This is a genomic window from Kitasatospora sp. NPDC050463, from assembly GCF_040655255.1.
Lineage (GTDB): Bacteria > Actinomycetota > Actinomycetes > Streptomycetales > Streptomycetaceae > Kitasatospora.
This window is the reverse complement of sequence record NZ_JBFAJO010000001.1, coordinates 37,021-50,505: the sequence shown is the minus strand read 5'-3', so window position 1 is coordinate 50,505 and position 13,485 is coordinate 37,021. Positions and strand designations below refer to the sequence as shown.

The window sequence follows — 13,485 nt, the reverse complement described above, 5'->3', positions numbered from 1 at the left end:
CCATGCACCGTCGGACCGCCGTCGCAGGCGCCCTGCTCGCCGCCTCGGCGCTGGCCGCCTGCGGAGGCAACGGGCTGACGCCGGGCACGGCGGCGGTGCTCGACGGCCGGCGGATCCCGGTGGCGGCGGTCGAGGCCCGGGTCGCGGAACTGCGTGACACGGCCGGCGGTGCGTCGGCTGACGCCCGGCAGGAGTCGGACGGGCTGGTGCGGCGAGCCCTCACGGACCTGGTGCTCGATACCGTGATCGCCCGCGCGGTGGCCGACCGGGGGATCGCCGTGGGCGGCGCCGAGGTGGCGGCGGCCCGGACCGTGGAGGAGGACCGGTTCGGCGGTGCCGGGCCGCTCGCCCGGGTACTGGCTTCCCGGGGCGTCCCCGCCGCCGCGATCGACGACTACCTCCGCCGCCAGCTGGGCATCCGCCGCCTCGCGGCGGCAGCCGGGCAGGACGGCGGCACCCCGGCGGGCGACGCCGGCGTCCGCCTCGCCCTGGCCGACGCCGCCACCGCCCTCCACCTGCACGTCAACCCCCGCTACGGCACCTGGGACGCCGACCAGGTCACCCTCCTCCCCGACACCCCGCTCTGGTTGGCCCCGTAGCCCGGCGTGCGGCTACCGGCCAGGGGAGAGCTGCGGGGAGCGGGAAGTCGGACCGGCCGACTTCCCGCTCCCGGGTCCGCGCCTCCCCGGGTCCGCCCCGCCCCCGCCGCGGGGCGGCCGGAAACGCGAGGGCGGAGCCTTGCCCGGGGCGGGTAGGTTCGGGGTGTGACGAATCCTCCGGGCGCGAAGCTGATCCTGCTCACCACCACCCACCGGGTGGCCCCCGGCCTGCTGGCCTGGCCCGCCTGGGAGGCGCTGCGGTCTGCCGGGCGGGTGCTCGCCGGCGACGCCGCGCACCCGCAACTGGCAGCGGTGCGGGCTGCCGGGGTCGAGGTGGAGGTGGTGGTGCCCGGCTCGGCGCCGACGCTCGCCCGGCTGCTGACCGGGCAGCCGGCCGCTTCGGGCCCGACGGTCTGGCTGGGCAGCCCGGACGGCGACCCGGGGCTCACCGACGCGCTGGCGCGCCTGGCGGTCGAGCACGCGGGTGAGGTGCCCGAGATCGAGGTGCTGCCGGGCTCGTACGACCTGCCGGGCGCGCGGCTGCTGGACCTGGTCTCGGTGATGGACCGCCTGCGCTCGCCCGGCGGTTGCCCCTGGGACGCCGAGCAGACCCACGCCAGCCTGGTGAAGTACCTGGTCGAGGAGTCGTTCGAGCTGGTGGAGGCGATCGAGGAGGGGGATCGCGAGACCCTCCGCGAGGAGTTGGGCGACGTCCTGCTCCAGGTCTTCTTCCACTCCCGGATCGCCGAGGAGCACCCCACCGACGCGTTCTCCATCGACGACGTGGCGGGCGACATCGTCGACAAGCTGATGTACCGCCACCCGCACGTGTTCGGGGACACCGAGGCGGAGGGTGCCGCCGAGGTGGAGGCGAACTGGGAGGCGCTGAAGGCCGCCGAGAAGTCGGAGCGCGAGTCGGTGCTGGACGGCGTACCGGCCGGGCTGCCGTCGCTGGCGTACGCGGCGAAGCTGGTGTCCCGGGTGCGCAGGGCGGGGTTCACGGGAGTGCCGGACGCGCCCTACGAGCTGCCTGCGGAGCTCACGGCGGAGTCGGCGGGCAGGCTGCTGCTCGCCGTGGCGCAGCGGGCGCACGACGCGGGGGTGGACGTGGACGCCGCGCTTCGGGCGGCCGCGCGCGGCTACCGGGACGCCGTGCGCGCGGCCGAGGGGCTCAAGCCCGAGCAGCCCGAGTAGCCCGGACTACCCCGAGCACCCCCGAGCACCCCGGACCGAGCGCGCCCGTCAGACCGTCGCGACGTCCTCCACGGAACGGCGCTGCGCCGGGACGACGTCGCCGACGACCTCGGCGATCGCCTCGCCGACCAGCGCGAGCAGTTCGGCGAGCCGCTCCAGGTCGAGGTGGTCGGGCAGTTCGGCGAGGGAGACGATGCGCTCGCCGTCCGGGCCGGCCACGCAGAACAGGTCGATCGGGCCGAGGTGCTTCTCGGTGGTGTCGACGAGGGCGGCGATGTCGCTCGGGCGGCGGATGTCACCGCAGACGCCGACGACCGGGCAGCCCGGCCGGTCGAGTTCGGCGGCGAGGTCCTCGGCGATGCCGACCTGCTGGTCGGCGATGAGCACGCCGGCGGCGCCCGCGGCGGTGAACCGGCGGGCGAGGTCGGCTCCCGACCCGCCGGCGAGTACGGCGATGACCACGACTGCCCCGGTGACCCGCATGGTGCGCTCCTCCCTGTGGGCGGCTCCGCACCGGCGCCCACGCGTTTTGCTTGCGGAGGATGGTAGGCAGGTCCTGATCCTCCGCAACAGGGATTACCCCTCAGGTGACCAGGCTCACGCCTGCCGCGCCCGAGATCCCCACCGGATACGGTCGACACATGCCAGTTCAGCCCGATTCAGCCCGCCCGCCGCTCTTCACCTGGGAGTTCGCCGCCGACCCGTACCCGGCGTACGCGTGGCTGCGGGAGCACGAGCCGGTGCACCGCACCACCCTGCCGAGCGGGGTCGAGGCCTGGCTGGTGACCAGGTACGCGGACGCCCGGCAGGCGCTCGCCGACAGCCGCCTCTCGAAGAACCCGCTCCACCACAGCGGGCACGCCCACCGCACCGGCCGGGTCGGCATCCCCGGCGAGCGCCAGGCCAACCTGATGACCCACCTGCTGAACATCGACCCACCGGACCACACGCGGCTGCGCCGACTGGTCTCGAAGGCGTTCACGCCGCGCCGGGTGGCGGAGTTCGAGCCCCGGGTGCAGCAGCTCACCGACCGGCTGATCGACGGCTTCGCGCAGCGCGGCTCGGCGGACCTGATCCACGAGTTCGCCTTCCCGCTGCCCATCTACGCGATCTGCGACCTGCTCGGGGTGCCGGCCGAGGACCAGGACGACTTCCGGGACTGGGCTGGCATGATGATCCGCCACGGCGGCGGGCAGCGCGGCGGGGTGGGGCGTGCCGTCAAGCGGATGCGCGCCTATCTGGCGGAGCTGATCCACCGCAAGCGGGCCGATCTCGGCGACGACCTGATCTCCGGCCTGATCCGGGCCAGCGACCACGGTGAGCACCTGACCGAGAACGAGGCCGCGGCGATGGCCTTCATCCTCCTCTTCGCCGGTTTCGAGACGACCGTCAACCTGATCGGCAACGGCACCTACGCGCTGCTGCGCAACCCCGGGCAGCGGGCGCTGCTCCAGGATTCGATCGCCCGTGGCGAGACCGCCCTGCTGGAGACCGGGATCGAGGAACTCCTGCGCTACGACGGGCCGGTGGAGCTCGCCACCTGGCGGTTCGCGACCAGCCCGCTGACCATCGGCGGCGTGGAGATCCCGGTCGGTGACCCGGTACTGGTGGTGCTCGCGGCGGCGGACCGGGACCCGGCGCGGTTCGCCGACGAGAACACCCTCGACCTGGCCCGGACCGACAACCCGCACCTGGGCTTCGGGCACGGCATCCACTACTGCATCGGTGCTCCGCTGGCCCGATTGGAGGGGCGGTCGGCGCTCACCACCCTGCTCACCCGGCTGCCCGATCTGCGACTCGCCGAAAGCCCGGAGAATCTCCGTTGGCGCGGTGGCCTGATCATGCGTGGACTTCGCGACCTCCCGGTGGAATTCACCCCCGAGAAGCCGTCCGCAGAGCCGCCGACCGGGCTCTGAGAATCCGCAGCGGCGATGCCCCGGCGGTGTCTCGATCTCGACCCTTCGAGTCTCCGACACGCTGACGGGGTGTCGCTGTCCGGCTCTGATCGCAGGTCTGAATCACCATCAATCAGGACATAGCCCTGTCGTTGGTAGGCAATCGGCCATCCGCCGTAATTTATGTGTGATACCTGCGATATGAGCTTGTGATTGATGTGAGGATCTGTCTACCCTCCCTGGAGTTCGCAGCTGCGGACCTCGTGCGCGGAACGCCGAATCCTGCCCGCCGCGTCACGGGAAACCGACCAGAACCCTTGGGCAGGGGCGGGGGAACCAGGTTTGTTGCCGTCCCCCACGGCTTGGGGTGAAGCCGCCAGCGCGGGCCGAAAGCCCCCGCGCCACGCGGCCGGGCCACCTCCCGGTCCGAACCCGACAGCTCACCTCGCAGGCGTGCGGAGAGGGAAACGTCATGCTCTTCGTCGGAACCGGCCGTCATCGTCGTCGCACCCAGACCGAGAAGGCCATCGCCGTGGCCGGTGTGGCCGGCGTCGGACTCGCGCTGCCGCTGCTCACCGCCACCGGCGCCTCCGCCGCCCCGACCTCGACCTGGGACGCGGTCGCCCAGTGCGAGAGCGGCGGCAACTGGAGTATCAACTCCGGCAACGGCTTCTACGGTGGCCTGCAGTTCACCCCCAGCACCTGGAAGGCGTACGGCGGCACCTCGTACGCGCCGCAGGCCCACCAGGCCAGCAGGGCGCAGCAGATCTCGGTCGCCGAGAAGGTCCTCGCCTCGCAGGGGCCGGGCGCCTGGCCGGTCTGCTCGCAGAAGGCGGGCCTGGCCAAGGGTGGCGCCCCGGCCTCGGTCGACACCTCCTCGGACGCCGAGCCCGCCGCCCAGCAGCCCGCCGCGCCGAAGCCCGCGCAGGCGAAGCCGGCTCAGCCGAAGCCCGCTCAGAAGCCCGTCCAGCAGCAGGCCCAGAAGCCCGCCCCGAAGCCCGCCGTCCAGCAGCCCGTCCAGCAGGACGCGCAGCAGAAGCCCGGCTGGGACGCCGACGCGAAGGTCTTCTGGTACCAGAGCAACGGCGCCTGGTACTGGACCAGCCACCAGAGCGTCTATCAGCAGTACGCGGGTCAGGCCGCCGGCCAGTACGCGGGTCAGGACAGCCGTCCGGCCGAGGCCCACGGCGCCCCGGCTGCCGCAGCCTCCCCCGTCGCCCAGCAGCGCGCCGGCCACGGCTACACCGTCCAGTCCGGTGACACGCTGTCGACCATCGCCACCGCCCAGGGTGTTGAGGGCGGCTGGCAGACGCTGTACGACGGCAACCGTGGCACCGTCGGCACCGACCCGAACCTGATCCTCCCGGGCCAGGTGCTCGACCTCGGCTGACGCCCGCCGGTGCGGTGGCTCCACGAAGGGGGCCGATCGGCCCCCTTCGTCCGCATCTGTTCCCCTTTTGTGGGGCAATCAGGTGAACTACCGGTGGGTAGCCGGGCCACACGCTGAGACGGGACCGAGGTCGACGTGGTCCCGAGAGCCCGTGCGGTTAGGCTCTGGTCGTAACGACTCCGCAACCATCCGGCCGACAGCACCCATCGTCAGCCGAACCTGCTTCCGCTAGGAGATGCCTCGTGCCGTCCATCGATGTCGTCGTAGCCCGTGAGATTCTCGACTCGCGTGGCAACCCCACGGTCGAGGTCGAGGTCGGCCTCGACGACGGCAGCACCGGCCGTGCCGCTGTCCCGTCGGGTGCCTCCACCGGCGCCTTCGAGGCGCTGGAGCTTCGCGACGGTGACAAGAACCGCTACTTCGGCAAGGGCGTGGAGAAGGCCGTTCTGGCCGTCATCGAGCAGATCGGCCCCGAGCTGGTCGGCTACGACGCCACCGAGCAGCGCCTGATCGACCAGGCCATGCTCGACCTGGACGCCACCCCGGACAAGTCCTCGCTCGGCGCCAACGCGATCCTCGGCGTCTCGCTGGCCGTCGCGCACGCCGCCTCCGAGGCCAGCGACCTGCCGCTGTTCCGCTACCTGGGCGGCCCGAACGCGCACGTCCTGCCGGTCCCGATGATGAACATCCTCAACGGTGGCTCGCACGCGGACTCCAACGTCGACATCCAGGAGTTCATGATCGCCCCGATCGGCGCGGAGTCCTTCTCCGAGGCCGTCCGCTGGGGCGTCGAGGTCTACCACACCCTCAAGGGCGTGCTGAAGGAGCGCGGCCTGTCCACCGGCCTCGGCGACGAGGGCGGCTTCGCGCCGAACCTGGACAGCAACCGCGAGGCCCTGGACCTCATCACCGAGGCCATCCAGAAGGCCGGCTACGTGCCCGGCAAGGACATCGCGCTCGCCCTGGACGTCGCCGCCTCCGAGTTCTACCAGGACGGTGCCTACCAGTTCGAGGGCAAGGCGCTCTCCGCCGCCGAGCTCATCGAGTACTACGCCGAGCTGGTCGCCTCCTACCCGCTGGTCTCCATCGAGGACCCGCTGGACGAGTCTGACTGGGACGGCTGGAAGGCCATGACCGTCAAGCTGGGTGACAAGGTCCAGCTGGTCGGCGACGACCTGTTCGTCACCAACCCGGCCCGCCTGGCCAAGGGCATCGAGACCGGCACCGCCAACGCGCTGCTGGTCAAGGTGAACCAGATCGGTTCGCTGACCGAGACCCTGGACGCCGTCGAGCTGGCCCAGCGCAACGGCTACCGCTGCATGATGTCGCACCGCTCCGGCGAGACCGAGGACGTCACCATCGCCGACCTCGCCGTCGCCACCAACTGCGGCCAGATCAAGACCGGCGCCCCGGCCCGCTCCGAGCGCGTCGCCAAGTACAACCAGCTGCTGCGCATCGAGGAGATCCTCGACGACGCCGCCGTGTACGCCGGCCGCGGTGCGTTCCCCCGCTTCCGCTCCGCGGAGTAACGAGCACAGCCGCTCCGCGGAGTAACGAGCACAGCCGCTCCGCGGAGTAACAAGCACAGCCGCTCTGCGGAATAGCAAGCACAGCCGCTCCGCCGAGTGGTCGTCGCCGCAGCCGAGGACGAGGGCCGCGCGCGCCCAGTGGCGCAAGCCTGACCGGTGCCCCGCCGTTCACCCCGTAGGGTGGACGGCGGGGCACCGCCGCGACCAGGAGGGGATACGGGAGATGGCAGGCTGGAGGATCCCGGGCTTTGCCGCCCGGCCTCGCTTCACGAGCCGGGCGACCGTCCTCGTCCTGGTGCTCTGTTCCCTGGTGGCGATCCTGGCGTACCCGACCAGGCAGTTCATCTCCCAGCGTTCCGAGATCTCCGCCCAGCGGGCGAGGGCCGAGCACGCCCGGCAGCAGGTCGAGCAGCTGCGCCGGGAGAAGGCCCGCTGGCAGGACCCGGAGTACGTCAAGGCGCAGGCCCGCAACCGGTTGCACTACGCGATGCCGGGGGAGACCCCGTACATTGCGGTGGATCCGGCGGGCCGGGGCGCCACCCCGTCCTCCGTCGCCCCGCCCGCCTCGTCCGACGGCGTGGCCGCCGGGCCGGCGAAGGCCGCCAAGCCCTGGTACGCGAGCGTCTGGGACTCGGTGGACGCCGCCGACACCGCCGCCCTAGCCCCGCCCTCTCCACCCGCCCCTGCCTCTGCTGGAGCCAGCTCCCCCCATGACCACTGAGAACCACCCCTCCGTCTCCGACACCGATGTCGCGGCCATCGCCGCGCAGCTCGGCCGGGTCCCGCGCGGCCTGCGCTCGGTGGCGCACCGCTGCCCCTGCGGCAACCCGGACGTCGTGGAGACGGCGCCCCGGCTCGCGGACGGCACGCCGTTCCCGACGCTCTACTACCTGACCTGCCCCAAGGCCGCCTCGCTGATCGGCACGCTGGAGGCGGACGGCGTGATGAAGGAGCAGACCGCCCGGCTCGCCGAGGACCCGGAGCTCGCCGCGGCCTACCAGAAGGCGCACGAGGACTACATCGCCCGCCGCGACGCCATCGAGGTGCTGGAGGGCTTCCCGAGTGCCGGTGGCATGCCGGACCGGGTGAAGTGCCTGCACGTGCTGGTCGGCCACTCGCTGGCGGCCGGCGAGGGCGTCAACCCGCTCGGCGACGAGGCGATCGGCATGCTGGAGGACTGGTGGGCCAAGGGCCCCTGCGTCTCCGCCGCCGAGGTCGAGGCCGCCGGTCAGCGGGTCGCGAGGAACCGTGCCAAGGACCAGGACCATGAGGCCGTGATCGCGGCCAAGCAGCAGAAGGCCGCCGAGCGCGCCGCCAAGAGGGCCGCCCAGGAGACCGTCGAGGAGGACGGCGCATGAGCGTCACCCGGGTCGCCGCGATCGACTGCGGCACCAACTCGATCCGCCTGCTGGTCGCCGACCTCGACCCGGAGACCGGTGCGATCACCGACCTCGACCGCCGGATGATCATCAACCGGCTGGGCCAGGGCGTGGACCGGACCGGCAGGCTGCACCCGGACGCGCTGGCGCGCACCTTCGCGGCCTGCCGCGAGTACGCCGAGGTCATCTCCGGCTTCGGGGTGGGTCCGGACCGGATCCGCTTCGTCGCCACCAGCGCCTCCCGGGACGCCGAGAACAGCGACGAGTACGCCAAGGGCGTGCGCGACATCCTGGGCGTCGGGCCCGAGGTGGTGAGCGGCGAGGAGGAGGCGCACCTCTCCTTCGTCGGTGCCACCAAGGAGCTCGCCGGCGGCCGGTTCCCGGCGCCGTACCTGGTCTTCGACCTCGGCGGCGGCTCCACCGAGTTCGTGCTCGGGACGGAGGACGTCCGGGTCGCCCGCTCGGTCGACATCGGCTGTGTCCGGCTGACCGAGCGCCACTTCGCCGGCGCCGAGCTGCCGTCGGCCGAGCAGATCGCCGAGGCGCGGGCGCACGTCCGGGCCGAGCTGGACAAGGCCGAGGAGGTCGTCCCGCTGACCGGTGCGGCCACCCTGGTCGGCCTGGCCGGGACGGTCACCACCGTGTCGGCGATCGCCCAGGACCTGCCCGCGTACGACTCCGAGCGGATCCACCACTCGCGGCTCGGCCGGGAGCAGGTGGCCCGGATCGCGACCGAACTGCTCTCCGCCACGCACGCCCAGCGTGCGGCCATCCCGTCGATGCACCCCGGTCGGGTGGACGTGATCGCGGCCGGTGCGCTGGAGCTGCTGGAGATCATGGAGCGGACCGGCGCCACCGAGCTGGTCGTCAGCGAGCACGACATCCTGGACGGCATCGCCTGGAGTATGGCCTCCTGAGCGGATGCGAGCCTTACCGCCCCGGCCCCGGCACCCCTTCGAGGGGTCCGGGGCCGGGGCGCGCGCGGGGCTCCGCGGAAAAGTTCGTGAATTTCTTCACATGGCGATCCAGCCATTCGTCGTGCCTTCCGGTCCGCTACGTCCGAAATGTGGGACCGAAGGCCCGTCGGCCGTGCGGGCCGCTGGATCGCAGGTGATGCTCCCGCACAGGTTTGAAAATCGAAATCACGCGCGGGAACCCGGGCGTGCCATGGATCGTTGCTGCTCAGCCGGGCCGTTCGGGCGCGCATCCTCACCGGGGGGTCGGGTGGGCCGTGAGGCGGCTCCCCGGGGCCGCGAAAGTGGCCGCGAAGTGTAGCACAGGGCGTCCAGGAGCTTGTGACCGGCCTCACGAAGGCTGCTCCGGACGGTGCTGGATACTTTCGGATATGAGCACCACGGAGCGTCCTCGCATCCTCATTGTCGGCGGTGGTTACGTCGGCCTGTATGCCGCGATGCGCATCCTCAAGAAGATGCGCTATGGCGAAGCGACCGTCACGGTCGTCGACCCGCGGTCGTACATGACGTACCTGCCCTTCCTCCCCGAGGCGGCCGGCGGCAACGTCGCGCCCCGCAACCTCGTCGCGCCGCTGCGCAGCGCCCTCAAGAAGGCGGAGGTGCTCACCGGTGCTGTCACCGGTGTGGACCACGCCCGCAAGGTCGCCACCATCCAGCCCGCGGCCGGCGACTCGTACGAGCTGCCCTTCGAGTACCTGGTCGTCGCGACCGGCTCGGTCTCCCGGACCTTCCCGATCCCGGGCCTGGCGGAGCACGGCATCGGCATGAAGACGGTCGAGGAGGCCATCAGCCTCCGGAACCACGTCATGGCGCAGCTGGACAAGGCCGAGTCCACCACGGACGAGGCGATCCGCCGCAAGGCGCTGACCTTCGTCGTCGTCGGCGGCGGCTTCGCCGGTGTCGAGACGATCGCCGAGATCGAGGACATGGCGCGCGACGCCGCCAAGATCTACAAGACCGTCAGCCGTGACGACATGCGCTTCATCCTGGTGGAGGCGGCCAACCGCATCCTCCCGGAGATGGGCCCGGACCTCGGTCTGTGGACCAAGGAGAAGCTCGAAGAGCGCAACATCGAGATCTACATCGAGACCTCGATGGACTCCTGCGTCGACCAGCACGTCGTGCTGAAGAACGGCGTCGAGGCCGATGCCTCCACCATCGTGTGGACGGCCGGCGTGAAGCCGAACCCGGTGCTGGCCAACTTCGGCCTGCCGCTGGGCCCGCGCGGCCACGTCGACACCGCCTCGACCCTCCAGGTCAAGGGCTTCGACTACGTCTGGTCGGCCGGCGACAACGCCCAGGTGCCGGACCTCGCCGCCGGTGAGGGCGCCTGGTGCCCGCCGAACGCGCAGCACGCCGTCCGCCAGGCCGCCGTCCTCGGCGACAACGTCATCTCGGGCATGCGCGGCTTCCCGCAGGCCGAGTACAAGCACAAGAACCTCGGTGCGGTGGCCGGCCTCGGCCTGCACAAGGGTGTGGCGATCCTCTTCGGCAAGTACAAGCTGAAGGGCCGTCCGGCCTGGTGGTTCCACCGCCTGTACCACGGCGCCATGGTCCCGACCATGAACCGCAAGGTCCGCGTCTTCACCGACTGGACCCTGGCCGTGTTCCTGAAGCGCGAGGCCGTCGGCCTGGCCCAGATGGAGAAGCCGTTCGAGGCGTTCCAGGAGGCCGCGGCACCCGCGCCGAAGCCGGTCGAGGCCGCCAAGCCGGCCGCCGACAAGGAGCTCGCCAGCAAGTAAGCGACTGCGACCCCGGTGTGGGAGCACCGGGGTATGAGTCGGAGGCCCTCCGCCCGGCAGCGTCGCCGGACCACGACCTCCGTGGTGCTCAGCCGGCCGTGCGACCGGGCGGAGTACAGAAGTACGGGAAGACCCCCACCGAACCCTCCGGTGGGGGTCTTCCCGTGTTCGGCGCCGGGGTGGTGCCCGGCGCCGGCGGTCAGTCGGTCTTGATGCTTTCCAGGATGTCCAGCTTGGACGCCCGGCGGGCCGGCCAGATCGCGGCCACCAGGCCGACCACGCCGGCCAGGGCGAGGAAGAGCAGCAGCTGGCCGTACGGGAGCACCGTGGTGAGGCCCGCCATGCTGGACTTCAGCGTGCCGTTGATCGCCCAGGCCATGAAGCAGCCGAGCAGCAGGCCGATGCCGGCACCGAAGAGCGAGATCACCACGGACTCCAGACGGACCATCCGCTTGATGCCGCCGCGGTCCAGGCCGATCGCCCGCAGCATCCCGATCTCGCGCTTGCGCTCGAAGACCGACATGGCCAGCGTGTTGACGACCCCGAGGATCGCCACGATCACGGACATCGCCAGCAGGCCGTACATCAGGTTCAGCGCGATGGTGATGGTCTGGCTGAAGTCGTCCCGGACGTCCTGCTTGGACTTGACCTCGATCACCGGGTTGGCGCCGGTGGAGTCCTTGAGCGCCTGCTTCAGGGCGGCGGTTTCGCCGTCGGCGCCCTTGACCAGGACATCGCTGATGTAGGGCTCGGGCTCGTGCTTCACGATCTCGCTGTTGGCCAGCACGACCGGGCCGAGCATGCCGCCCGCCTCGTAGACGCCGCCGACGGTGATCTGCCCCGTGGTGTCGTCCGGGTAGGTGACGGTCAGGGCCGAACCGGCGGTGACGTTGTTCTTCTTGGCGACGTCCGAGTCGATCAGGATCTGGCCCTGGGCGAAGTTGGCGGTGGAGCCGCTGGTCAGCTCGACGGAGACGAGCTTGTCGAAGCTGTCCGCGTTCAGGCCGCTGATCGCCTTGGTGGTGCCGTTCAGCTCCCAGTAGACCGTGCTGAGCGGCGAGGAGGCCGTCACACCGGCGGTCTTGGCGACCTCGGCCGGGACCTTCGGGGAGAGGCTCATGTTGTTCGCGGTCGAGACCAGGTAGTCGGCCTTCATCGAGCTGGTGACGGCCTTGTCGAGCGCTCCGCCGACCGAGGCGCCGAGCACCGTCAGACCGCTGACCAGGGTCAGGCCGATGGTGAGCGCGGCCGCGGTGGCCGCGGTACGGCGCGGGTTGCGCACGGCGTTCTGCCGGGCGAGCTTGCCGGGCGTGCCGGCCAGCTTGCCCAGGGCCGGGCCGATCAGGGCGATCACCGGTCGGGAGAGCAGCGGCAGCAGGATGAACACACCGACCAGGGCGAGCACGGCGCCGAGGGCGACCGGGATCCGGCCGTCGCTGTTGCCGGTGGAGGCGCCGTAGGCGATCAACGCGCCACCGCCCGCCGCGAGCACCGAACCGATGGTGTTGCGGACCACCAGGCTCTTCTGGCTGCTCGGCTGGTCACCACTGCTCATCGCGGCCACCGGGGCGATCCGGGAGGCGCGCATCGCGGGCAGCAGGGCGGAGAGGACGGTGACCAGGACACCCACCACCAGGGTGACCGCCACGGTCAGCGGCTTGATCACCAGCGAGCCGGTGGGCATCCCGTCGTTCATCGAGTGGACCAGGGACTGCAGCCCGGCGCCGATCCCGACGCCGACCACCAGGCCGGCCACGGACGAGAGGGCGCCGATCACCAGGGCCTCGACCAGGACGGCCCCGGTGACCTGCTTGCGGCTGGCGCCGATCGCCCGCAGCAGGGCGAGCTCCCTGGTGCGCTGGGCGACCAGCATGGTGAAGGTGTTGGCGATGATGAAGATGCCGACGAAGAGCGAGATCGCGGCGAAGAAGAGCAGCATGGTGCGCATGTTCTCGGTGCCGCGGGTGATCATCTCCTGCTCGTCGTCCTTGAGCTTCTGGCCGGTCTCGGCGTCGAGCTGCGGGCCGGCCGGGAGCTTCTGCTCGGCCTGGGCGAGCAGTGCCGCCTCGGTGGTGCCGGGCTTGGCGGCGAGCACGATGCTGCTGTAGCGGCCGGGCTCCAGCAACAGCTGCTGGGCGGTGGCGCGGTCGAACAGGGTCAGCGTGCCACCGGTGCTCACCACCGGGTCGTCGGTGGTGAAGATGCCGGTGAGCTTCGCCTCGACCACCGGGCCGTTGGAGGCGACCCGGACGGTGTCGCCGACCTTGTAGCCGCCCGTGTCGGCGGTCTTGCGGTCGAGCGCTATCTCCTTGGCCGTCTTCGGGCCCTGGCCCTCGGCCATCGGGTAGCGGGCGTCCTTGCCGTCCGTGCCGGGAGCGAAGTTGGCGCCCTTGGCGGACCAGGCCTGGCCGATCAGGGTGCCGTTCCTGTCGGCGACGCCGGTGAAGCCGCTGACCACACCGCGGGCGGAGGCGGCGCCGGGGAGCGCGCCCAGCTGCTGGACGGTGGCGTCGGTCAGGGTGGCCGCGCTCTTCTCGCTCTTCTCCCGGGCGGAGGCGGAGGAGCCGGCCGCCCGGTCGACGATCTGGACCGACACGTCGGAGTAGCTCTTGGAGTTGCTGTCCCGCATGGCCTTGCCGAAGGTGTCGGAGAAGACCATGGTGCCGGCCACGAAGGCGGTGCCCAGCATGACGGCCAGCGCCGTCATCAGCAGTCGGCCCTTGTGGGCCAGCACGTTGCGCAGTGCGGTGCGATACATGGGGTGTCCTGAACTCTACGAAGGG

Annotated in this window: 11 protein-coding genes and 1 riboswitch; of the genes, 9 read left to right on the top strand and 2 right to left on the bottom strand. The window is 71.5% G+C overall.

Features of this window, described 5'->3' with window-relative positions; all coding sequences use genetic code 11:
* The first annotated feature begins 2 nt into the window (after window positions 1-2).
* Together AB0J08_RS00220 and AB0J08_RS00215 are read left to right on the top strand one after the other, a co-directional pair.
* A complete protein-coding gene (locus tag AB0J08_RS00220) occupies window positions 3-599 on the top strand; it encodes a hypothetical protein (RefSeq protein ID WP_360624294.1) in 597 nt (198 codons plus the stop codon).
* Between the two features lie 165 nt (window positions 600-764).
* Complete coding sequence (locus AB0J08_RS00215; protein WP_360624291.1) at window positions 765-1,793, top strand: MazG family protein; 1,029 nt, start codon at window positions 765-767, stop codon at window positions 1,791-1,793.
* 48 nt (window positions 1,794-1,841) lie between these two features.
* Here AB0J08_RS00215 and AB0J08_RS00210 read toward each other — a convergent pair whose 3' ends face one another.
* Window positions 1,842-2,276 (bottom strand): SDR family NAD(P)-dependent oxidoreductase, encoded by a 435-nt coding sequence (locus tag AB0J08_RS00210; RefSeq protein ID WP_360624288.1) that lies wholly within the window; start codon window positions 2,274-2,276, stop codon window positions 1,842-1,844.
* 158 nt (window positions 2,277-2,434) lie between these two features.
* Between AB0J08_RS00210 and AB0J08_RS00205 the strand changes: the two genes are divergently transcribed.
* The 7 genes from AB0J08_RS00205 to AB0J08_RS00175 all read left to right on the top strand — a co-directional run bounded on the left by AB0J08_RS00205 (window position 2,435) and on the right by AB0J08_RS00175 (window position 10,702).
* A complete protein-coding gene (locus tag AB0J08_RS00205) occupies window positions 2,435-3,709 on the top strand; it encodes a cytochrome P450 (protein WP_360624285.1) in 1,275 nt (424 codons plus the stop codon).
* A gap of 275 nt (window positions 3,710-3,984) precedes the next feature.
* A riboswitch (cyclic di-AMP (ydaO/yuaA leader) is annotated at window positions 3,985-4,156 on the top strand.
* Between the two features lie 4 nt (window positions 4,157-4,160).
* Window positions 4,161-5,078: a transglycosylase family protein gene (locus AB0J08_RS00200; RefSeq protein ID WP_360624282.1), complete on the top strand. Its 918-nt coding sequence runs from the start codon at window positions 4,161-4,163 to the stop codon at window positions 5,076-5,078.
* 242 nt (window positions 5,079-5,320) lie between these two features.
* Entirely contained in the window at window positions 5,321-6,607 is a 1,287-nt protein-coding gene (gene eno, locus AB0J08_RS00195; protein ID WP_360624279.1) for a phosphopyruvate hydratase, read from the top strand.
* A 223-nt stretch (window positions 6,608-6,830) separates the two neighbouring features.
* Window positions 6,831-7,328, top strand: a complete 498-nt coding sequence (locus AB0J08_RS00190; protein WP_360624276.1) for a septum formation initiator family protein — start codon at window positions 6,831-6,833, stop codon at window positions 7,326-7,328.
* Window positions 7,318-7,965 (top strand): DUF501 domain-containing protein, encoded by a 648-nt coding sequence (locus AB0J08_RS00185; protein WP_360624273.1) that lies wholly within the window; start codon window positions 7,318-7,320, stop codon window positions 7,963-7,965. Before AB0J08_RS00190 ends, AB0J08_RS00185 begins: the two co-directional genes overlap by 11 nt.
* A complete protein-coding gene (locus AB0J08_RS00180) occupies window positions 7,962-8,903 on the top strand; it encodes a Ppx/GppA phosphatase family protein (protein WP_360624270.1) in 942 nt (313 codons plus the stop codon). Before AB0J08_RS00185 ends, AB0J08_RS00180 begins: the two co-directional genes overlap by 4 nt.
* A gap of 428 nt (window positions 8,904-9,331) precedes the next feature.
* A complete protein-coding gene (locus tag AB0J08_RS00175) occupies window positions 9,332-10,702 on the top strand; it encodes an FAD-dependent oxidoreductase (protein ID WP_360624267.1) in 1,371 nt (456 codons plus the stop codon).
* Window positions 10,703-10,901: 199 nt separating this feature from the next.
* Here AB0J08_RS00175 and AB0J08_RS00170 read toward each other — a convergent pair whose 3' ends face one another.
* Window positions 10,902-13,460, bottom strand: a complete 2,559-nt coding sequence (locus tag AB0J08_RS00170) for an FtsX-like permease family protein (RefSeq protein WP_360624264.1) — start codon at window positions 13,458-13,460, stop codon at window positions 10,902-10,904.
* Window positions 13,461-13,485: the final 25 nt, after the last annotated feature.